The sequence below is a fragment of the Rhizobium sp. A37_96 genome, assembly GCF_053521765.1.
Genome location: NZ_JBNWDS010000006.1, coordinates 143379 through 164548, shown reverse-complemented (window position 1 = coordinate 164548; position 21170 = coordinate 143379). Strand labels below are relative to the sequence as shown.

The 21170-nt window shown below is 60.6% G+C and carries 15 protein-coding genes; 6 read left to right on the top strand and 9 right to left on the bottom strand.

Going from position 1 to position 21170, the window contains the following annotated elements; translation table 11 throughout:
- Positions 1-65: 65 nt before the first annotated feature.
- The 6 genes from melA (ACQZ6J_RS17975) to melA (ACQZ6J_RS17950) all read right to left on the bottom strand — a co-directional run bounded on the left by melA (ACQZ6J_RS17975) (position 66) and on the right by melA (ACQZ6J_RS17950) (position 9125).
- Positions 66-1436 (bottom strand): alpha-galactosidase, encoded by a 1371-nt coding sequence (melA, locus tag ACQZ6J_RS17975; protein ID WP_449085075.1) that lies wholly within the window; start codon positions 1434-1436, stop codon positions 66-68.
- Between the two features lie 18 nt (positions 1437-1454).
- On the bottom strand, positions 1455-3125 hold the full coding sequence (locus tag ACQZ6J_RS17970; RefSeq protein WP_449085074.1) for an ABC transporter ATP-binding protein: 1671 nt from the start codon (positions 3123-3125) through the stop codon (positions 1455-1457).
- 13 nt (positions 3126-3138) lie between these two features.
- Positions 3139-4266, bottom strand: coding sequence for an ABC transporter permease (locus ACQZ6J_RS17965; RefSeq protein ID WP_449085073.1), 1128 nt, complete (start codon positions 4264-4266; stop codon positions 3139-3141).
- Positions 4266-5276: an ABC transporter permease gene (locus ACQZ6J_RS17960; protein ID WP_163990238.1), complete on the bottom strand. Its 1011-nt coding sequence runs from the start codon at positions 5274-5276 to the stop codon at positions 4266-4268. The genes ACQZ6J_RS17965 and ACQZ6J_RS17960 overlap by 1 nt, the downstream gene beginning before the upstream one ends.
- A 159-nt stretch (positions 5277-5435) precedes the next feature.
- A complete protein-coding gene (locus ACQZ6J_RS17955) occupies positions 5436-7523 on the bottom strand; it encodes an ABC transporter substrate-binding protein (RefSeq protein ID WP_449085072.1) in 2088 nt (695 codons plus the stop codon).
- Between the two features lie 135 nt (positions 7524-7658).
- The gene (gene melA / locus ACQZ6J_RS17950; protein WP_449085071.1) at positions 7659-9125 is read right to left on the bottom strand and encodes an alpha-galactosidase; all 1467 of its coding nucleotides are present in this window, start codon (positions 9123-9125) and stop codon (positions 7659-7661) included.
- A 244-nt stretch (positions 9126-9369) separates the two neighbouring features.
- Here melA (ACQZ6J_RS17950) and ACQZ6J_RS17945 point away from each other — a divergent pair, with 244 nt between their 5' ends.
- Together ACQZ6J_RS17945 and ACQZ6J_RS17940 are read left to right on the top strand one after the other, a co-directional pair.
- The gene (locus tag ACQZ6J_RS17945) at positions 9370-10239 is read left to right on the top strand and encodes a helix-turn-helix domain-containing protein (RefSeq protein ID WP_204326742.1); all 870 of its coding nucleotides are present in this window, start codon (positions 9370-9372) and stop codon (positions 10237-10239) included.
- A 198-nt stretch (positions 10240-10437) separates the two neighbouring features.
- The gene (locus tag ACQZ6J_RS17940; protein ID WP_449085070.1) at positions 10438-12681 is read left to right on the top strand and encodes a glycoside hydrolase family 2 protein; all 2244 of its coding nucleotides are present in this window, start codon (positions 10438-10440) and stop codon (positions 12679-12681) included.
- Between the two features lie 21 nt (positions 12682-12702).
- Here ACQZ6J_RS17940 and ACQZ6J_RS17935 read toward each other — a convergent pair whose 3' ends face one another.
- Positions 12703-13614 carry a GntR family transcriptional regulator gene (locus tag ACQZ6J_RS17935; protein ID WP_163990247.1) on the bottom strand — a complete coding sequence of 304 codons (912 nt, stop codon included), beginning with the start codon at positions 13612-13614 and terminating at the stop codon, positions 12703-12705.
- A gap of 389 nt (positions 13615-14003) precedes the next feature.
- Between ACQZ6J_RS17935 and ACQZ6J_RS17930 the strand changes: the two genes are divergently transcribed.
- From ACQZ6J_RS17930 to ACQZ6J_RS17915, 4 genes are all read left to right on the top strand, one after another.
- Positions 14004-15023: an aldo/keto reductase gene (locus tag ACQZ6J_RS17930; protein WP_449085069.1), complete on the top strand. Its 1020-nt coding sequence runs from the start codon at positions 14004-14006 to the stop codon at positions 15021-15023.
- A 178-nt stretch (positions 15024-15201) separates the two neighbouring features.
- On the top strand, positions 15202-16191 hold the full coding sequence (locus ACQZ6J_RS17925; RefSeq protein WP_163990251.1) for an ABC transporter substrate-binding protein: 990 nt from the start codon (positions 15202-15204) through the stop codon (positions 16189-16191).
- A gap of 91 nt (positions 16192-16282) precedes the next feature.
- Positions 16283-17833, top strand: a complete 1551-nt coding sequence (locus ACQZ6J_RS17920; RefSeq protein ID WP_163990253.1) for a sugar ABC transporter ATP-binding protein — start codon at positions 16283-16285, stop codon at positions 17831-17833.
- Positions 17834-17862: 29 nt separating this feature from the next.
- Entirely contained in the window at positions 17863-18837 is a 975-nt protein-coding gene (locus ACQZ6J_RS17915) for an ABC transporter permease (RefSeq protein ID WP_163990255.1), read from the top strand.
- 39 nt (positions 18838-18876) lie between these two features.
- On the opposite strand, the gene ACQZ6J_RS17910 is transcribed toward ACQZ6J_RS17915, so the two are convergent.
- Together ACQZ6J_RS17910 and ACQZ6J_RS17905 are read right to left on the bottom strand one after the other, a co-directional pair.
- Positions 18877-19878, bottom strand: coding sequence for an acyltransferase family protein (locus tag ACQZ6J_RS17910; RefSeq protein ID WP_449085068.1), 1002 nt, complete (start codon positions 19876-19878; stop codon positions 18877-18879).
- Positions 19875-21167, bottom strand: a complete 1293-nt coding sequence (locus ACQZ6J_RS17905) for an O-antigen ligase family protein (protein ID WP_449085067.1) — start codon at positions 21165-21167, stop codon at positions 19875-19877. The genes ACQZ6J_RS17910 and ACQZ6J_RS17905 overlap by 4 nt, the downstream gene beginning before the upstream one ends.
- Positions 21168-21170 lie beyond the last annotated feature (3 nt).

Sequence of the window (21170 nt, the reverse complement as noted above, 5' to 3'; positions counted from 1 at the left end):
CAAACGCGTAAGACCCCGCGGCAACGCCGCGAGGCCTTTGGGTCGCAAGCCGGGAGAGAGTGGCTTTATGCGGCCTGAACCTTGCGATTGCCGCGGGCCCATTCCGGCAGCCAATCGCCATGGGCGACCAGCAGCTCGTCGACCAGCGACCAGATCTGGTCGAGATCGAGCTCGGCTGCCGTATGCGGATCCATCATCGCTGCATGGTAGATATGCTCGCGATTTTCGGTCATTAGAGCCTTGACCGTCAGTTCCTGCACGTTGATGTTCGTGCGGATGAGGGCCGTCAGCTGTGGCGGCAGATCGCCGACATAGGTCGGCTGGATGCCCGACGCATCGACGAGGCAGGCGACTTCCGCCGCGCAGTTGGAGGGCAATGACGTGATGCAGCCATTGTTGCGGACGTTGCCGTAGATGACGGAAGGTTCGCCGGTCCAGACCGAATTGATGATCGAGGAAGCATATTCCTTCGATTGCTTGACCTCGATCTTCTCGGTCGTGCGATATTCCTCCGCCTGGTTCTTCCAGCGCGCGACCTGCTCGATGCAGCGCTTCGGATATTCGTCGAGCGGAATGCCGAACTTCTCGATCAGGTCCTCGCGACCTTCCTTGATGAAGTAGGGCGTGTACTCGGCGAAATGTTCCGAACTTTCGGTAACGAAATAGCCAAGGCGGGTGAGCATCTCATAACGCACCTTGTTCGGGCAGCGCGGATTCCAGCCGGGCTTCGGCGCGCGCCCCTCGCGATAGGCACGGACGAGATCGGGATAGAGGTTGCGATAGGAACCGTCCGGCTGGCGGTGCTCGAATTCGAGATAGAACGCCATGTGGTTGATACCCGCCGAACGATAGCGGATTTCGTGGTAGGGAATGTCGAGATCGTGCGCCAGCTCCATCGCCGTGCCCTGCACCGAATGGCAAAGCCCGACCTGCCTGATCGTCGGATACTTCTCGCCGATCGCCCAGGTGTTGATCGCCATCGGGTTCACATATTGCAGCATGATCGCGTTCGGGCAGACGGCCAGGATGTCCTCGCAGATCTTCCAGAGATGCGGAACCGTGCGCAGGCCGCGCATGATGCCGCCGACGCCGAGCGTGTCGGCGATCGTCTGGCGCAGGCCGTATTTCTTCGGCACCTCGAAATCGGTGACGGTGCAGGGCTCGTAACCGCCGATCTGGAAGGCGACGACGACGAAGTGGGCGCCATCAAGCGCCTTGCGCTGATCGGTGAAGGTCTCGACCGTGGCGGATGTGCCGAGGGTCGAGGCCAGCTTGCGGGCCACGATGGCGCTTTCGTCCAGCCGTTGGGGATTGATGTCCATGAGCGCGATCCTGGCGCCGGCAAGGGCCGGGCGCTGCAAGACGTCGCCGATGATATTCTTCATGAAGACGGTCGAGCCGGCTCCGATGAACGTGATCTTGGGAGTGCCTGTCATGTGAAAATCTCCTGGATGCTATGAGGCTACCTCGAACGCCGCTCTGACAAGGCGTTCGGTGTAAGCGGTCTTGGGATGAGACAGAACCTCGTCGACCGGCCCTTCCTCCATGATCTTGCCATGCTGCATGACGATGACGCGATGACAAAGGGCGCGGACGACCTTGAGGTCGTGTGATATGAAAAGGTAGCTCAAGCCCCTTTCGTCCTGCAGCTTGCGCAGGAGGTCGATGATCTGGGCTTGAACGGAAAGATCGAGCGCGGAGGTCGGCTCGTCGAGCAGAATGAACTCCGGTTCGAGCGCTATGGCGCGGGCAATCGCAATGCGCTGGCGCTGGCCGCCGGAAAACTCGTGCGGGAAGCGCGAGAGAATGTTGGCCGGCATGCCGGCGCTGACGAGCGCTTCCTTGACGCGTTCCAGGCGTTCGGCCCTGTTGGCGCCGAGATTGTTGACCACCAGCCCCTCGGAAATGATCTGGCCGATGGTCATGCGCGGATTGAGCGATGAGAACGGGTCCTGAAAGACGATCTGCATGCGCGAACGCAATGGCCGCATTTCGGCGCGCGACCGGCCATGGATCGGCTGCCCGTCGAAATAGATCTCGCCGCCATCGGCATCGATGAGGCGCAGAAGCGCCTGGCCGAAGGTGGTCTTGCCGGAGCCGGATTCACCGACCAGACCCAGCGTCTCGTGACGGCGCAGCTCGATATTGAGGCCGCCGACGGCAACGAGCTCACGCATGTCAGGCTTGAAGAAGCTGCCGTGACGCAGCATGAAGGCGACTTTGACGGCCTTGCCCTCGAGGACGATGTCGCAGTTCGGCGGCAGCGGCTTTGCCTGCCCGCGCGGTTCCGACGTCAGCAGATGCTGCGTATAGGGATGCTGCGGATGCGCGAAAAGGGCCTCGGTCGTGTTGTGCTCGCGCATCTCGCCATGCTGCATCACATAGACATAGTCGGAAAACTGGCGCACGACCGTCAGGTCGTGGGTGATGAGAATCACCGCCATGCCCAGCTGCTTCTGCAGGTTGCGGATGAGGTTCAGGATCTGCGCCTGCACGGTGACGTCGAGCGCGGTCGTCGGCTCGTCGGCGATCAGGACGTCCGGATCGTTGGCGAGCGCCATCGCGATCATCACGCGCTGGCGCTGCCCGCCGGAAAGCTGATGCGGATATTGCTTCAGCCGCGCTTCCGGATCGGGGATCTGCACCTGTTTCAGCAATTCGAGAGCCCGCTTTTCCGCATCGCGGCGGCTGACCTTGCGATGCACGCGGATCGCCTCGATGATCTGGCTGCCGACCGTGTAGATCGGATTGAGCGAGCTCATCGGCTCCTGGAAGATCATCGAGATGCGGTCGCCGCGCAGCTGCCGGCGAGCCCTCTCCGAAAACTTCAGCACATTCTTGCCGTCGTAGTGGATGGAGGACTTGTCCGAAACCACGGCGCGCTTGGTCAGCAGCCCCATCACCGTGCGGGCGGTTACCGATTTTCCCGAGCCGGACTCTCCGACAATCGCGATGGTTTCACCACGATAGAGCTGGAACGAGATATCCTTGACGGCATCGACCATGCCATCCTCGACCTTGAATTTGACGGCGATACTGCGGGCGTCGATGACAGGGGCGACCGCTTTTTCTCCGGCGTCGAGGCGAAGTTCGGGAGCGAAGGAGTTGACGAGTGCAAGAGCCATGTCCGGTCTCCTCTCAATATGGATCTATCGCGTCGCGCAGGCCGTCACCAAGCGCGTTGAAGGCGAAAACGGTGATCAGAACGAAGCCGACGGGCGAGAGAATCCAGGGATAGGAACCGATGACCGAATAGGTCGACGTATCCTGCAGCATCAGGCCCCAGGAGATCAACGGCGGCTTGACGGCAAAGCCGAGAAAACCGAGGAAGGATTCCAGCAGCACCACGCTCGGGATCGCCAGCGTCACCGCCACGATGACATGGCTCATGACGTTCGGAAAAATGTGCTGGAGAATGATGCGCCGGTCGGTCGCGCCCACTGCCATCGCCGCCCGCACATAATCGATCCTTGCCAATGCCAGCGTCTTGCCGCGCACCTCGCGTGACATCTGCGCCCAGCCGAGCGCAGACATGACGACGATGACGAAGGCAAGGAACACGTTGGTTGGGGCGGTCACGGGGATCAGCGAGGTCAGCGCCAGATAGAGCGGCAATTGCGGAAAGGCCAGAACCACTTCGACGAAGCGCTGGATCCAGGCATCGACCGTGCCGCCGAAATAGCCCGAGATCATGCCGACCGTGGTGCCGACGATGGTGACGATTGTAACGACGGTCAGGGCGATCATCAGCGAGATGCGCGAGCCGTAGATGGCGCGCGACAGCACGTCCCGGCCAAACTTGTCCGTGCCGAGGAAATGAACCGGCCCGCCGTCGGTGGTCGCGAAGAGATGCCGGTCGCCGGGGATCAGGCCGAAAAGATAGTAGGGATCGCCCTTGACGAAGAAGCCGAGCAGACGCGGATTATCGTAATCCGGCCCGACGATCGGCTGGAACGTCACAGGGTCGAGATCGCTGGTTTCGACGAGCGCGTAGACCCGCGGCTGAAAGACGAAATTGCCGTCCTTGTCATGAAAGCTGATGACTTGCGGCGGTGCGAAGCCGGTGTCGGTTGCCTTTGGATCGAGCGGCGCGATGAATTCGGCGAAGGCGGCCATCAGGAGGAGCAGGACAACAAGGGTCAGGCCGCTCATGCCCGTCCAGGAGCGCTTCAGGCGCCGCCAGACCAGTGCGGTGTAGCTCTCGTTGCCGCTCTTTCGCTTGATTTTCTCTTCCTGCGGGGGCGGGGAATTGCTGAAGGCGAGCATTAGTGGATCCCTCCCTGTTGACGCACGCGCGGATCGAGCAGGGCAAGCAGCATGTCGGCGATGATGTTGCCGATGATGAGGGTTGCCGAAAGCACCATCATGAAGGTTGCCGTGACATAGACGTCACCGACCGCCATCGAGCCGACGATGGCCGGCCCAACGGTCGGCAGCGTGAAGATGATGGCTGTTTCGATCTCGCCGGTCAGCATGTAGGGCAGAACCACGCCCTGATACATGACGAGGGGATGCAGTGCGTTCGGCACGGCATGACGCATGACGACAGCGCCGCCGGAAAGGCCCTTGGCGCGTGCGGTCTCGACGTATTGGGCGTTCAGCGTGTCGAGCAGGTTGCCGCGCATGACGCGCATATTGTAGGCGAGCCCGCCGAAGGTGGCGATGGCGACGACCGGCCAGACATGTTTGACGAGATCGACGAACTTCGCCCAGGACCAGGGCGCGCCGCCATATTGCGGCGAGAAGAAGCTGCCGATTTCAGAGACGTTGAGCTGGAAGACGAGGATGTAAACGATGATCAGCGCCATCAGGAAGCGCGGCACCGTCATGCCGAGGAAGGAGATGCCCGAGAGCAGGGTGTCGATCCAGCTATATTGCCGCGTCGCCGCCCATATGCCGAAGCCGATGCCGAGAATGGACGCCAGTATATGGCATACGAGCGCCAGAGCGAGCGTCCGCGGCAAGCGCTCGCCGACGACATCGGCGACGGGCTTGTTATAGAACATGCTGTAGCCGAAATCGCCTCTGGTGACGATACCGCCGATCCAGTTGACGTATTGAATGACCATCGGCTTGTCGAGCCCGTGCTCGCGGCGATAGATCTGCGCTTGTTCATCGGCTTGCGCAAAGGATGCACCGCCCTGGTTCATCAATTGCGAGCGGATATAATCCGCATAGTCGCCCGGCGGCGCCTGGATGATGGCGAAGGTCACCACGCTCAGGATGAAGAGCACGGGAATTGCGGAGGCTATGCGAACGAGCAGGAATCGTAACATCGGACGGTTCGCTTCTCTTGATGCTGTCTGCAGTCTCTGCCCATCGGGACGATATGCGCCAGCGGTTCATTCTTCTCCGGCGATGGCTGATCGCTGGAATGCTTCGGAGGTCCATGGCAGCCGGCATCATGCCGGCTGCCATGGGGGCTTCATGCGACCTTATTTGATCGGACCGGCGCTGCCCGGGGCACCCGGAAGCTGCTCGGGGAACAGCTCGAATTTACCCTGCTTGTCAGCAGCTACCCAAAGGCGTTCGCGGATGATGGAGTCTTCCGCCCAGTTGAACAGGAAGATCGGCGTGCCCGGGGGAACGTTCGAGAAGCGCTTGTTGATGATCAGCGCGCCCGGATATTCGGTCAGGCCGATATTGTAGAGATGCCCGGTCGAGATCTTCTGGAACTGCTTCATCAAGGCCACGCGCTCGTCATTGTCCTTCGACGTGGCGAACTTGTTGACGATATCGGCCATATCCTTTTCGAAGGGCATCAGGTCCAGCTGACCGCTTTCCGGAGCGCGGTGGTTCCAGCTTGTGCGCGGGCCGACCGGAGCAAGCTGCTCGGTGTTCTGCACGACGGAAGCCAGTTCCGTGCTGTTGCGACGGACCATCCAGTCGAAACGACCGCTATAGTTGGCATCGTCGCGCTTGGGACCATCCAGCGCATTGATGATGACGCGCAATCCGAGCTTTTCCATCTGGGCGACGACGCCCTCGGCAAGGCTCTTGTCGGTGGTGTAGTCGTTGCTGACCAGAAGCGTGATTTCGACGTCCTTGCCGCCGTTGACGTCGGCAGGGAAGTTGACGACGCCGTCGCCATCGGTGTCCTTGAGGCCGGCCTTCGCAAGCTCGGCCTTGGCGCCGGCGAGGTCGAACGGATAGTATACCGTGGAGTTGCGGTCATAGAAGGTGCTGCCGGAGGAAAGGCCGCCCGGATAGATCGCCGTGAAGGGTCCCTTGACCAGCGAATCGCCGAGCGCCTTGCGGTCGAGGGCCATGGTGACTGCCTTGCGGAAGTCCTCGTTGCGGTTCAGCTCGCGTACGGCCTGAGCGCGCGGATCCGGGCTGCCCCAACCGTTGGCCGAGAAATTCATCTGCAGGTTATAGCCGATGAGGCGGGGGCCGAAGGCGAGGCGAGCCGGAGCATCCGGCTGTGCGGCGCGCTTCAGCGAAGCGACGAAGTTTTCCGGCTGCTCGAGGTTCGAAAGATCCGCGGAGCCGGCAACAGCCTGCACGTCGCGGTCTGCCCAGGTGGACAGCTTGTAGTGCAGCTCGTTGAGGTAAGGCAGCTGGTTGCCCTTCTCGTCGACCTTCCAGTAGTAGGGATTGCGGCGCATGACGATGATGTCGTCGGAGCGATATTCGACCGGCACCCAGGCGCCCATGACCGGAATGTTCATATATTCCGGTGGGAAGGCGTTCTTGAACTGGTCGTAGGTGTTCTTGGAATATTTCGGGTGCTGCGGCTTGAGGATGTGCGACGGGCCCGGGCAGAAGTTCGGATAGGCCATCGTATAGAGATATTGCTTCGGGAAGGCGTCCTTGAAGGTCCATTCGATGGTGTAATCGTCGATTTTCTTCAGCGTGGTTCCTTCGCCGAAGGCTTCCGGGGAGGCGCCGCCGCCGAGCGGCGAGACGTTCGGGTCGATGACTTCGTCTTCCCAGTAGAACATGATGTCGTCGGCATTGAACGGCACGCCGTCGGACCATTTTGCGCCTTCGATCAGGTGCATGGTGAGCTTGTGACCGTCCGGCGACCATTCCCAGCCCTTGGCGAGGTTCGGCAGCGGCTCGGTATCCTTTGCCTCGACCTGGAAGAGGGGTGCCGTGCGCGTCAGGCACTCGGACAGGCCGATGTCGATGCCGCCCCAGCCCTGGGTCTGGCCGGCACCGTAGTTCCAGCCTTCCGGCCGGCCGCCGATGACGTGGCGCAGCGTGTCGCCATAGACGCCGATGCCGTCAGGCATGTTGCCGGTCTTGTAGACGAGCGGCTCTTTCGGCAGGCGATCCTTGACGGGCGGCAGCTTGCCGGTCTTGACGAAATTATCCGTGACCCAGGCGGGCTCGTGATATTCCGGCAGCGCCTTGAACTCCAGGATGGAGCTGCGCTCGACATACTTGATCTTGCCTTCCGCCGGGAAGACAGGTGGCACGGGCGGCACTGTCGGCTCGGCTGCATAGGCGCTGATGGCGATTGCGGATGTGGCAATCGTCAACGCGGCGAGAAGGCCGATCGGTCGAAAATGTCTCATCTTGTTCTCTCTCCCTAAATCGCGAGCGTTCCGTTCGAGGCCTCGCGTTCCTCCATCGAAACGGAAGACGGCCGGTTGTGGCGGGATATCCCCTGAAATCCCGCCACAATCCTTATCTTCCGATCTGCATGCTCATTAACCGGCCTGCTTCAGGGCGGCTTTTTCCGCGCGCAATTCCTCGATCGAGCGCACGTTGCGGCTTGCGGCACCCTTCCAGTCCCGCGTCTTGACCTTGCCGCGCGACAGGCGCTCCTTCGCCTCGTCTACAGCATGGGCGTATTGCGGCAGCCAGCGGGCTTCGGCGACGACCATTTCGTCGACCATCTGCCAGACCTCCTCCGGCGTGGCGACGGCGCCAACCAGCGGGTCGTGCAGGACGGCGAGCTTCAGGAGGTCGATGTCGCCGCTGACGGCGGCATGGACCGACATGCGCTGGACGTTGATGGAGGACATGCAGGTGGCGGCACATGCCTCAGGCAGCGTGATGCCGGCGACCATGTTGATACCGAACCGATCGACGAAGCCGGGGGATTCGATGATGGCATCGGCGGGCAGGTTGGTAATGACGCCGTTGTTCTTGACGTTGAAATGGCCGCGATAGACACGGTTGGTTTCCAGCGCCTCGAGAATATGGCTGGCATGTTCGTTGGAACGCCTGCTGGCATCGATCGGCTGCGAGGCGCTGTCGAGGATCTGCTGGAATTCCGTCTCGAACCAGTTGCGCGTTTCGGTAGAGTGGCGCAGATAGCCGCCGGTCTCGCCATGGATCCAGTCCGACATGTCGATCCATTTGTTGATCTCGTCGGGGCGCTTGCGATACCAGGGCAGATATTCGGACAGATGGCCGTTGCTCTCGGTGGAATAGACGCCGAAACGCTTCAGCACGTCGATGCGCAGCTTCTCCTGCTGCGAGAACACCGGATGGGCTTCGAAGGCCGCGATCAGCTCGTCCTTGCCGATCTTGCGGCCATTGAGGCGCAGGTCGACGAACCAGGTCTGGTGGTTGATGCCGGAGCAGATATAGTCGAGTTCGCTCTTGTCCTTCGCTCCGAGCACTTCGGCGATCTGTTCGGCGCCGTGCTGGACGCCGTGGCACAGGCCGATCGTGTCGACCTTGCCGTATTCGATGGCCGCCCAGGTGTTCATCGCCATCGGGTTGGCATAGTTCAGGAACTTGGCGCCGCTCTCTGAGACCTCGCGGATATCCTTGCAGAAATCGAGAATGACCGGAATGTTGCGCTGGCCGTAGAGAATGCCGCCGGCGCAGATCGTGTCGCCGACGCATTGGTCGATCCCGTATTTCAGCGGGATGCGGATATCCTCGGCATAGGCTTCCAGACCACCGACCCGCACGCAGCTGATGATATAGCGCGCGCCGTCCAGCGCCTTGCGGCGATCCGTGGTGGCGGTGACGCGCGTCGGCAGCTTGTTGGCCTCGACGATCCGGTCGAGGATCGCCTTGATCATCGTCAGATTGTGCTCACTCATGTCCGTCAGCGCAAATTCGACGTCGCGGAATTCCGGCACGCAGAGAATGTCGGTGAACAGCTTTTTCGTGAAGCCGACGCTGCCGGCGCCGATAATAGCGATTTTGAAACTCATGATCCTCACCTTCAAGTCGATCGAACGCGCAGCGGCAGGGGAGACAGCAGCATTTTCGTCCCATGATCGCACCGGTTGCGAAACGGGCCGAAATCGTGGTTTTTCCTCCAATCGCCGATCCTCGTCGGCGGTCAAGCGCTGTTTTCTGGCGGGATTATGCCTATAATGGCTGAGCCGAACAGAGAACTATTATGCTTTCAAGGGTAATTTTGTGCTGCAGGAATTGATCGATAACGGACAGGTCATGCGGACGGTTTCGCTGCCGCGCGGACGTCACCGGCTGCATGCCATGCCGACCAGCGCCGGCTATGAAATCAGGCATGACGAGCCCTATGATTGGGACGGGCGCCGCCGCGGCCAGACACCGTTTACCGTGCTTCAGCATACCATCAGCGGCACCGGGCGTCTGCGCTACGAAAGCCGCAGCTATCGTGTGAATGCCGGCGAAACGCTGCTCGTTCTCGTGCCGCACAATCATCGCTACTGGCTGCAGAAAGGCGAGCGCTGGGAATATTTCTGGATCTCGATGAACGGCGAGGAAGCCTTGCGCATCCATCGCCTGATCCTGGCTGCGGCCGGCCCAGTGCTGAAACTGCAGCAGGCGACCATCGATCATCTTGCCGATTGCAGCCTCCGGCTGGTCAAGGGCGCGGAGACGCCCGCCTCGGCTTCGGCCGTCGCCTATGAAGCGGCGATGGCGCTCTATGACGATGTCTTCGGCTCGCACGCCTTTGCTGCCGATCGCTCCGCCATGCAGATCGTCATCGACCATATCCATGCCAATCTCGACAAACCACTTCCTGTCGACGAGCTTGCCAGGGTCAGCGGTCTCAGCCGCGCGCATTTTTCGCGTGTCTTTGCCGAAAGCGAAGGCGTGCCGCCGGCGGAATTCGTGCTGCAGCAGCGCATGCAGCGTGCCGCCAAACTGCTGACGAAGGCTGCGTTCATTCCGGTCAAGGAAGTGGCGATCATGTCCGGCTTCGACGATGCCAACTATTTTTCCAAGGTGTTTCGCCGTATCTATGGCATCAATCCGACGGAATTCCGCACCACCGGCATGTATGCCGCAGTGCGCAGCCCGGTTGAGGAGGCGAAGAACGGACGCAGCCGGTAGGTCTTGCGAAGCGGCCTGATCGGCAGTGGGTTACATGGCGGGAAAATCGGAATCCGCCAACCGGTCGCATTGCGCGCCCGCGACGAGCCAGTATAGATATCGCCCCGCGGCATCTGCGCCTGCCTCGCCGCGCGCCTGATTTTCCAAGCAACATCTGTTCGTCACCCGATGCGACGGGCTTACTCGATAGGATTGAATATGCGTTCTGTTGTCGCCTTCAACGAATCCTGGACGTTTCATGAAGGGTTCTCATTCGAGGACGCCGAACGCCGGCAGGAAGGGCAGCGCGTGACGCTGCCGCATACGGCCGTCGAACTGCCCTTCAATTATTTCGACGAAAAATCATATCAGCGGGCCTTCACCTATCAGAAGATTTTGAACTGGGACGACAGGTTTGCCGGGCGCGAAGTATCGCTGGTCTTCGATGCCGCCATGGCTGATGCCGTGGTCTACTTGAACGGCCAGGAGATCGTCGCCCACAAGGATGGCTATACGCCATTCGAGGCACGCCTGACCGGTCATCTGCTCCAGGGCGAGAACCTGATCACGGTCAAGATTGACGGCAGCGAGAATCCCGAAATCCCGCCTTTCGGCGGCCGCATCGACTATCTGACCTATGCCGGGATCTATCGCGATGTCTGGCTGAAGCTGGCCGCCCCCGTCTCGATCGCCAACATCAAGGTCGAAACGACGGATGTCCTTTCCGACCGTAAATCCGTGACGGTCCGCTGCGACATCTCCAACCCGCAAGATCTCGCTTTCAAGGGTACGGCGAAGGTCGCGCTGCGGTCTGCCGATGGCGCGGTCATAGCCTCGGGACAGGCGGAAACGGCGGGCGGGAGCGTGACGCTCAGCTTCGATGGCCTTGCGGGCATTTCGCTTTGGGACCTCGACAATCCCGTGCTCTATTCGGCCGAGGTCGAGCTTGTGACCGATCATGGGCCGGATCGTCACGCGACGCGTTTCGGCTTCCGTAACGCAAGCTTTACCGCCGAGGGTTTTCTGCTGAACGGCAGGAAGCTGAAGCTGCGCGGCCTAAACCGTCATCAGGCTTTCCCCTATGTCGGCTATGCGATGGGCCGCTCGGCGCAGGAGCGCGATGCCGAGATCATGAAGCGTACGCTGAAGTGCAATATCGTGCGTACCTCGCATTATCCGCAGTCGAAATGGTTCCTCGACCATTGCGACCGCATCGGCCTGCTGGTTTTCGAGGAAATTCCCGGCTGGCAGCATATTGGCGACGAGGAGTGGCAGCAGGAGTCGATCCGCAACGTGCGGCGCATGATCGAGCGCGACTGGAACCATCCCTCGATCGTCATCTGGGGTGTCCGCATCAACGAATCGCAGGATTCCCACGATTTCTACGCCGAGACCAATCGGCTGGCACGGGCGCTCGATCCGACGCGCCAGACCGGCGGCGTTCGCTACATCACCGAGAGCGAAATGCTCGAAGACGTCTATACGATGAACGATTTCATCCTCGGCAACGAGGAACTGCCGGGCGCCAACCGGCCACGCACACCGCTGAGGCCACAGCAGGAAAACACCGGTCTTTCCAAGGATGTGCCCTATCTTATCACCGAATTCGGCGGCCATATGTATCCGACGAAGATCTACGATCAGGAGCAGCGGCAGGCCGAGCATGTGCGCCGGCATCTGGAGGTCCTGAACGCGGCCTACGGCGATCCGTCGATTTCCGGCGCCATCGGCTGGTGCATGTTCGACTACAACACCCATAGCGATTTCGGCTCGGGCGACCGGATCTGCTATCACGGCGTGATGGACATGTTCCGCGAGCCGAAATTTGCCGCTTACGCCTACGCCAGCCAGTGCGACCCCGCCGACGAGGTTGTCATGAAGCCGGTGACGATCTGGGCGCGCGGCGAGCGCAATATCGGCGGGGCCCTGCCGCTTATGGTGCTGACGAACTGCGACGAGGTCGAGCTGCGATACGGGTCGCTCACCAAGCGCCTCGGTCCGGACCGGGAGACGTTCCCGCACCTGCCGCATCCGCCCGTCGTTTTCGATCACCGTTCCTTCACCCAGGACGAGCTTGGCGTATGGGGAATGGAATGGGAGGACGTGCAGTTCACCGGCTATATCGGCGGCAAGCCCGCGGTGGAGCAGCGCATGGTCGCCAATCCGCTGCCGACGACGCTTCAGGTCGAAGCCGATGCCGACACCTTGCGCGCAGGCGAGCGCGACACGGTGCGCGTCATCGTGCGCGCGCTCGATCAGGCCGGCTCGCGACTGGCTTTCCTCAATGAAGCCATCACGATCAAGGTCGATGGTCCGGCGAAGCTCATCGGTCCGGAAACGGTCGCATTCCAGGGTGGAACAACGGGCTTCTGGTTGCAGGCAACCGGAGAGGTGGGCGCGATCAGGCTCGAAGTCGCTTCCCCGCGCTTTGCCAGCCAAAGCCTGCGCTTGACTGCGACGTGAGTGGCCGGCCGGCTCCCGCCGTCAGGCGGCGGAGCCGGCGATTTCGCTCGCACCTTGCGGGATCGACTGCAGCAGCGTCTGACGTGCCGAGGCGAGATGCTGGCGGCAGGCCGCGTCGATCCTTCGCTGGTCGCGTGATTGCAGCGCTTCGATATAGTCGAGGTGTTCGGCTATGGCGCGGGCATTGCGCTCGCGGGCGAAGGCCTTGTTCCACTGGTAGTGATAGTGGAAAATGATGGCGATGGCGTCGTAGAAATCGGCGATGAAGCGGTTCTTGGAGGCACGGTGGATGAGAAGATGAAACTTCTCGTCGAGGCGCGAGAAATCGCGATAATGTGCGTCGAAATCCCTGAGCAGCTCGTGATGTTCCTGCTCGATCGCCTTCAGGTCGTCCCAGGCGTGGTGATGGGCGGGCAGGCGGCCGAATTCGGCTGCGGAATGCAGCTCGAACATTTCCCGCACGTCTGCGAGCTCCAGCGCGAATTCGCTGGTGAAGCCTTTCAGGATCCAATGGCTGTTCGGCCGTTTCTCGATCAGGCCGAAACGACTGAAACGAATAAGAAATTCACGGACGACGGAGGTGCCTGTGCCGATTTCACGCGCCAGTTCCAGCTCGTTGATCTGCATGCCGGGCTGGGCTTCGTCCGACATGATGCGCATCATGAAGCTGCGCTCGATGATATCGTGCAGGGAATCGGTTTCTTCCTTGGGGAAGAAATCGGCGGGTATCGGCGGGCGCAGGACCGTCTTCTGCCGCTTGTTCCAGAGAATGATGCCGGCGTCACTGAGACGCATGAGGATCGCGCGCGCCGTGCTGCGGCTGACGCCGAGCTCGGCTGCGATTTCAGGCTCGCTCGGCAGCTCGGTATCGGGCTTCAGGCGAGCCGTATAGCGATTGAATGCCTCCTTGAAGAGCGTGTTTTGCCTTGCCATTTCCCCCTCGCGTATCGTCGCCGCTCTTTGCCGGCGGCGCTGTCTGAACCATGTATCAATGGCAGTCAATTGCAGGAGTAGTATCGAAACCGGCGTTTCCGCCATCCCCGGGCGGTCCCATGATTTCCTCGTTGACTCCAAAATGTTTATTGTAGATAAAAAACAAAATCAATTGGCGATGAAGGGCGAGCGCTTTCGATAACGCCGATGAGCAGGGAGAGAGTGAGAATGGCAATGCTTGCATCCTGCAGCCGGCGTGCAATCGTCATTCCGAGATGCGGCCACGTCGCCCCACGCCAGCGATAGATAATTACGCACCGTGACGATGGCGACTGCGTCGAGCCATATGCGACGGGAATTGAAGTGACCGTCATCACAAGGGAGAGGTGATGAAGACTAGAACGATCGGCAGGACGGACCTTGAGGTCACGGAGATCAGCTTCGGCGCTGCGGCGTTGGGCGGTCTCTATCGTGCCTGCCCGCGCGACCAGGCGATGGAGACCCTGCAGGCCGCCTGGGATAACGGCATTCGTTATTTCGATGTCGCGCCCTGGTATGGCTTCGGCCTTGGCGAGCGCCGCGTCGGCGATTTCCTGCGCGATCAGCCGGAGGACAGCTACGTCTTGTCGACCAAGGTCGGTCGCCTCATGCGGCCGGTGCCGAGCGACAAGGTGCCGAATTACGGCTATGTCGATCCGCTGCCTTTCGATGCCGACTACGATTATTCCTACGACGGCATCATGCGGTCGGTCGAGTTCAGCTATGCGCGTCTCGGGCTCAACCGCATCGATATTCTCTACGTTCATGATATCGGCGGCTATACCCACGGCAAGGCTCTCAACGAGCGTTATCTCGGCCAGCTCCTGGGATCGGGGTTGAAGGCTCTGGAGGAGCTGAAGTCGTCCGGGGCGATCAAGGCCTATGGCCTCGGCGTCAACGAGGTGCCGGTCTGTCTGGACGTGATGCATGCGGCCGATATCGACTGCATTCTGCTGGCGGGGCGCTATACGCTGCTCGACCGCTCGGCCGTTGCCGAGCTGTTGCCGCTTTGCGAGAAGAAGGGAACGTCGCTGGTCGTGGGTGGCGTCTTCAATTCCGGCATTCTGGCCACCGGGCCCGTGCCTGGCGCGCATTTCGACTATCTGCCGGCAACGCCCGATGTCCTGGCCAAGGTCGGGGCGATGGAGGAGATCGCCCGCAAGCATGGCGTTCCGCTCGCCCAGCCGGCGCTGCAGTTCCCGTTGCGCAGTCCTTGCGTGGCTTCGGTTCTGATCGGCACGGCAAAGGCAGCAAGTCTTGACCGCAACATGCAGCTCGTGGAGCCACGGCTTCCCGACAGTTTCTATGCGGAATTCGAAGGATTGACCCTGGTCGCGTCTCCGTTGGGAGATGAGGCGGTTCGGGTTTAGAAGACAGCGAGCTATCGAGCCGTCGGGAGAGGCGGCTTCGAAGAGGAGGAAAGCCTGTTTTGGCGCCGGTGGCTTTTGTCGCGGCGCGATGCGTGATGCTCCAAGGCGTCACGATACCGGCCGTAAGCGTTCACCGGCGGGTGTGCAGGAAAGCAGAGCGCGTTGAGAGGAGAAGCAGATGAATATTGCCAAGTCACTTCTGTCCCGCCGCAGCTTTGCCGGCCTTGCCGGCGCTGCCATCATCGCAGTTGCGATGCCGGTGCAGTCCTTTGCGGCCGACGTGACCATTCCGATCATCGTCAAGGACACCACATCCTTCTACTGGCAGATCGTTCTTGCCGGCGCACGCCAGGCGGGCAAGGATCTCGGCGTCAAGGTGCCGGAACTCGGCGCGCAGGCTGAAACCGACGTCAACGGTCAGATCAGCATTCTCGAAAACGCTGTTGCCGGCAAGCCGGCCGCAATCGTCATCTCGCCGACCGAGTTCAAGGCGCTCGGCAAGCCGGTGGACGAAGCAGCGAAGTCCGTTCCGATTATCGGTATCGACTCCGGCGCCGACTCCAAGGCTTTCAAGTCATTTCTGACCACGGACAACGTTCAGGGCGGCCGTATTGCCGCCGATGGCCTGGCCGCCGCGATCAAGCAAATGACGGGCAAGGATGAAGGCGATGTCGTCATCATCACCAATACGCCCGGTGCCGGTTCCCTCGAACAGCGCCGCGAAGGCTTCCTGGATCAGGTCAAGACCAAGTATCCGGGCCTGAAGGTTGTCGCCGACAAGTATGCGGACGGTCAGGCAACGACCGGCCTCAACATCATGACCGATCTGATCACTGCCAATCCGAAGATCGTTGGCGTCTTTGCCTCCAATCTGATCATGGCGCAGGGTGTCGGCCAGGCCATTGCTGAAAACAAGCTCAGTGACAAGGTCAAGGTCATCGGCTTCGACAGCGACGATAAGACCCTCGGCTTTCTCAAGAGCGGTGCCATTGCCGGTCTCGTCGTTCAGGACCCGTACCGCATGGGTTACGACGGCATCAAGACCGCTCTCGCCGTCTCCAAGGGTGAAAAGGTTGAAGCCAATGTCGATACCGGCGCCAACCTCGTAACCAAGGCCAACATGAGCGAGCCGAAGATCGAAGCCTTGATCAACCCGAAGGTCAAGTAAAGCTTGGAGGCTGCGGCCGATTCGTCGGCCGCAGCCTTTCTGTCTGTCCGCCTCTCGGGCGGTTGCGCGGCGATGCCAGAGGGAGGAGACCATGACGAGCCTCGAAGAAATCAGCCATCGGCACGATGACACGACCAAGACGGAAGCAAGTCGGGTTCAGGCCGGCTCGCCCATCCTCGAGCTCAAAGGGTTGCAGAAGCGGTATGGGTATGTCGAGGCACTAAAGCCGGCGACGATCACATTTCTGGCGGGTGAAATTCATGCCATTGTCGGCGAAAACGGAGCCGGCAAGTCGACGCTGATCAAGCTCCTTACCGGCGTCATCACCAGGACGGCCGGCGAGATATTCTGGTGCGGCCATCCCGTAGCACTTGCCAATCCCAATGAGGCGATTGCACGCGGCATCAACGCCGTGCATCAGGAGGTCGTCCTTTGCCCGCATCTGACGGTTGCGGCCAATCTCTTTCTTGGCGACGAGGTCAATCGCTTCGGGCTGATGCGCAAGAAGCAGATGGTCGCCATGGCCCAGACGGTGCTTGACGATCTCGGCTTCGGACTACCGGCGGCCGATCTTCTGAGTTCGCTCACCATTGGTCAGCAGCAGCTGGTCGCGACCGCAAGAGCCGCCATGCGCGGCACGCAATTCCTCATCTTCGATGAGCCGACCGCCTATCTGACGCGCAAGGAATCGGCGCAGCTGTTCAAGCTGATCCGGCGCCTGCAGAGCGAAGGCGTGACGATCGTCTACATCAGTCACCGCATGGAAGAGGTCTTCGAGCTGGCCGATCGCGTGTCCGTGCTGCGCGACGGCACGCATGTCGGCACCCGCCTGATTGCCGAGACTGATGATGACGAACTGATCAAGCTGATGATCAATCGTTCCATCGAACAGATCTATCACAAGGAAGAGATTGAGATCGGTGGGCCTATCCTGGAGACGCGCAGCCTTTCTGGTCCCGGTTTCGAAAATGTCTCGCTGACTGTGCGCGCCGGGGAAATCGTCGGACTGTATGGGCTGATCGGGGCGGGTCGCAGCGAATTCGCGCTCGGCCTCTATGGTCGTCAACCGGTTTCGGCGGGCGAAATATACTGGGAGGGGCGCAAGGTTCAGATCCGCAACGAACGCGACGCGATGGAACTCGGCATTGCGCTTGCGCCGGAAAGCCGCCGCGATCAGGGGCTCTGCCTCAACCTGCCGATCGGCCTCAATATCAATTTGCCAGTGTTCGGACGGCTGAGCCGAGGTCCGATCATCAACAACAAGAGTGAGGCCGCGAATGCCGACAAGCAGATCCGCGATCTCAGCATCAAGACGCCCAGCCGGCGGGTCCTTGTTTCCTCCATGTCTGGCGGCAATCAGCAGAAGGTGGTCATCGGCAAATGGCTGAGCCACGGCGCCAAGCTTTTCATCTTCGACGAGCCGACGGTGGGTGTCGATGTCGGCACCAAGGCGGAAATCTATCGGCTGTTTGCCAAGTTGCTTCGCGAGGGGGCGGGGATTATCGTCATATCTTCCTACCTGCCCGAGGTTTACGAGCTTGCCGATCGTCTGCATGTGTTCCGGCACGGCCAGCTGGTCGCCAGTCATGATTTTCACGCTGCCACGCATGAGGAAGTCCTCGGCGAAGCGATCGGCGTCTGAACGAAAAAATCGAAAGAGGGAGAACAAGAATGGCCGCGAACACAACAGAAGGGCCCGCCGTTGCACCGCGGCGTAAGATGAATATCCTCTTCAGCCTGACGCTGATCCTGCTTTTGATTGCGCTATGGATCGTGCTCGGCTTCTCGACAGATGTGTTCTGGACGCAGCTCAACATCACCAACCTGGCGCGGCAAGGGTCGATGACGGCCATTCTTGCGCTTGGACAAACCTTCGTCATCATTACCGGGGGCATCGATCTTTCCGTCGGCGCTATCGTTGGCTTTTGCACCGTCGTCGTCGCCTGGCTGCTCCAGGCCGGAGTACCGGTCTGGGCCGCTATCCTCATCACTTTGCTGTTCGGGGTTCTTATCGGGGCATTCCATGGCTTCGGCATCGTGCGCATGGGTTTGCCACCTTTCATCATCACGTTGGCGACGCTGACGTCCCTGCGCGGCATCGGCCTGCTGATCACCAATGGTTCGAGCATCAACATCGTCAATGACGCTTTCACCAATTTCGCGGTCGCCGATTTTCTCGGTATTCCGAGCCTGTTCTGGATGGTGATCGTGGTGGCGATTCCGGCCGTCGTCTTCCTGCATCTCAGCCGTTGGGGCCGTTATCTTTTTGCTGTCGGTTCCAATCGCGAGGCTGCGCGTCTGTCCGGCGTCAATGTCAACAGGATGATCTATTTCGCCTATATACTGTCTGGAACCTGCGCCGCCTTGGTGGGTGTTCTGCTTGCCTCGCGCATAGCCATCGGCAATGCGACCCAGGGCGATGGTTGGGAACTGCAGGCGATCGCATCGTCGGTTATCGGTGGCACCAGTCTCTTTGGCGCGATCGGGTCTGTCTATGGCCCGCTAATCGGCGCCTTCATTTTGGCGACCATCAACAACGGCGCTAATCTTCTGAACCTGAACTCCTTCTGGCAGCGCATCATCACCGGCGTGCTCATCATTGTGATCGTCTATTTCGACCAGTTGCGCCGCCGGCGGAGCCCTTGATGTGCTTCCCGCTGGCCGGGAGAGGGCCGGTTCAGAAACTCAGGCTGGCGAGGGGCGCGCTCTTAGCCAGCTGGCGTTTCGCAGCAGATTGCGCAGCGGCTTTTCGACCAGCTCATATGCAAAGATACCGAGAAGGGTTCCCGCTATTGCGCCGATGAAGGCTGCGACATCGGATGGAATCGGCGTGGAGATCACGAGTTTTGCGATCACGGAGATCGCGAGCGTATGCCAGAGATAGATGGAATAGGAGCTGTTGCCGAGATAGGTGAGGGGCGGAATTTCCGGCAGCTTGCCGCCGCGTTCTATCGAAACCATGCCAAGCACCAATGCTATGGCAAGGGGACCGCAGATGATCTCGTTGAATTCGAGGCCGAATATCTCAATGGCTGCGAAACCTGAGAGCGACGCGATGACGAGGGCAATGCCAAGGCTGGCGCCCGGAACGCTTCCCTTCAGCCAAAGCAGCCCCAAAACCGCACCCGCCGCGAATTCGAGAATGATCGGCCTGGTATAGGTGACGAGCAAGGGCGACTGCGGGTGAAGGGCTGCACCGGCGATGACGAAGGCAGCAAAGACGCCGATCAGGCTGCCGAGACGCAGGCGTCGCGGCAGGAACAGGCAGGCCGCGAAGACGACATAAAAGAACATCTCGAAATTCAACGTCCATCCCTGCACCAGCACCGGCCAGATCTCGCCATTGCTCGGCGATCGGACCGGAATGAACAGCAGTGAACCGAGGATATGGCTTGCGGTCAGTCTCATGTTCGGAAACAGGCCGGCAGCCGCCCCGCCGATCATGATCGCCGTGACGATCCAGTAGGATGGTGCGATACGCTGCAGGCGGTCGAGCACGAAGCGCAGCGGCGTCACGGGGCGGCGTTCGCTCATGGTCCACATGATGAAGCCGCTGATGACGAAGAAGACGTCGACGCCGGCAGCCCCGACGCGGAAATGGCCGCCGCTGCGCTCGGCGGCATGAAAGAGTACCACCGCCAGAGCGGCAAAGGCGCGCAGATACTGAATTCCGTAAAGCGTTTTCATCGACCGGTTCGCGCCTCCCAGTTTACCGTTGGCGTGAATGGCGTTCGCTCGCTTGCCGTCAGCGCCGCTTTTGCAGGCGTACGCATCCGCATGGAGAGCTTTCCAGCCGTGAAATAGAACAGGAAGGAGCCGACATGGTACGGGTTCAGAATGTCGATCTCCACGAAGGAGCGGATCAGGAGCAGCGTGGCGACGCCCAGAAGCACATAGGATTCGTCGTTTCTGACGTCGCTCAGGAACCGGTTGATATGACCGACGAAGGCCGTCAGCAGGATCGAGGCGAGCAGGAACACGCCGATGAGGCCGGTTTCGACCGTCGTCTCGATATAGGTGTTATGGAAATGGAACCCGGCGCGCGAGGCGATGTAGAATTCCTGCCATAGCCGCTCGGGTTCCGAGAAGCCCTGGACCCAGTAAGCCTGATAGCCGACGCCGAAAAAGGGATTCTGCGTCGCGGCCGCGATGCCCTGTTGCCAGAGATAGGTGCGGCCCGTGAGCGTGGAATCCTTGCCGAAGGCGCCGAGCACGAGATCCACGGCGCCGAGATAGACGCCGGCGACTGCAAGGATGACGCCGGAAATGGCCACGGTGGCGAACAGCTTCTTGCGCTGCTTTGGTGACAGGAAAAGAATGAGGCGCAGGCTGATGCACAGCATGACCACCAGTCCGGTCGTCAGCACCGAGGTTGCCGATTGCGACGCCAGCAGGCAATAGGCTGACAACAGGCCGGCAATTCCCCCGCCAAGCATCCAGATCCGCCGCTCGCCAAGGACGAAAACGGCGGCGAAGGCGAAATAGATGCCGAGCGAAGCATAGAAGCCGAGCTGGTTCTTGGAATCGAAGGCGCCGACGAAGCTGTATGTCCCGTCGATGGGGTCATAGGCATAATAGCCGAACAATATCGAATAGATGAGCACGATGCCGGTGCCGGCGATTGCACCGCGCGCAAGCGTGCGGATATCGAGCGCACGCATGGCGATCAGGGCGCAGAAAATGTGCGTCATGTACTGGATTGCCGCGCGCGCCGTCACCGACGGGACGACAGACCAGAAGATCGACAGACAGGTGAAGACGCCGAAGGCGAACAGCCAAAGCTGCTTCTGATAGCTGCCGAGCACTGTGCGATAGTCCATCAGCACCAGCGGAAACCACAGGATGTAGTAGAGCAGGATGGAGGCCTGGCCGAAGCGGGAGGAATAGGCAAAGACGAAGAAAGACAGCGCAACCGCCACCATGCCGTAGGTGGCGTTGCTGCCTGGACGAACGAAGACCGATTTGGCAATCCGCATCGA

Coding starts and splice junctions, on each gene's coding strand:
- ACQZ6J_RS17910 (WP_449085068.1), bottom strand. CDS start 19,878: ATGAAAACGCTTTACGGAATTCAGTATCTGCGCGCCTTTGCCGCTCTG.
- ACQZ6J_RS17935 (WP_163990247.1), bottom strand. CDS start 13,614: ATGGCAAGGCAAAACACGCTCTTCAAGGAGGCATTCAATCGCTATACG.
- melA (WP_449085075.1), bottom strand. CDS start 1,436: ATGACAGGCACTCCCAAGATCACGTTCATCGGAGCCGGCTCGACCGTC.
- ACQZ6J_RS17965 (WP_449085073.1), bottom strand. CDS start 4,266: ATGCTCGCCTTCAGCAATTCCCCGCCCCCGCAGGAAGAGAAAATCAAG.
- ACQZ6J_RS17920 (WP_163990253.1), top strand. CDS start 16,283: ATGACGAGCCTCGAAGAAATCAGCCATCGGCACGATGACACGACCAAG.
- ACQZ6J_RS17945 (WP_204326742.1), top strand. CDS start 9,370: ATGCGGACGGTTTCGCTGCCGCGCGGACGTCACCGGCTGCATGCCATG.
- melA (WP_449085071.1), bottom strand. CDS start 9,125: ATGAGTTTCAAAATCGCTATTATCGGCGCCGGCAGCGTCGGCTTCACG.
- ACQZ6J_RS17905 (WP_449085067.1), bottom strand. CDS start 21,167: ATGCGGATTGCCAAATCGGTCTTCGTTCGTCCAGGCAGCAACGCCACC.
- ACQZ6J_RS17915 (WP_163990255.1), top strand. CDS start 17,863: ATGGCCGCGAACACAACAGAAGGGCCCGCCGTTGCACCGCGGCGTAAG.
- ACQZ6J_RS17925 (WP_163990251.1), top strand. CDS start 15,202: ATGAATATTGCCAAGTCACTTCTGTCCCGCCGCAGCTTTGCCGGCCTT.
- ACQZ6J_RS17930 (WP_449085069.1), top strand. CDS start 14,004: ATGAAGACTAGAACGATCGGCAGGACGGACCTTGAGGTCACGGAGATC.
- ACQZ6J_RS17955 (WP_449085072.1), bottom strand. CDS start 7,523: ATGAGACATTTTCGACCGATCGGCCTTCTCGCCGCGTTGACGATTGCC.
- ACQZ6J_RS17940 (WP_449085070.1), top strand. CDS start 10,438: ATGCGTTCTGTTGTCGCCTTCAACGAATCCTGGACGTTTCATGAAGGG.
- ACQZ6J_RS17970 (WP_449085074.1), bottom strand. CDS start 3,125: ATGGCTCTTGCACTCGTCAACTCCTTCGCTCCCGAACTTCGCCTCGAC.
- ACQZ6J_RS17960 (WP_163990238.1), bottom strand. CDS start 5,276: ATGTTACGATTCCTGCTCGTTCGCATAGCCTCCGCAATTCCCGTGCTC.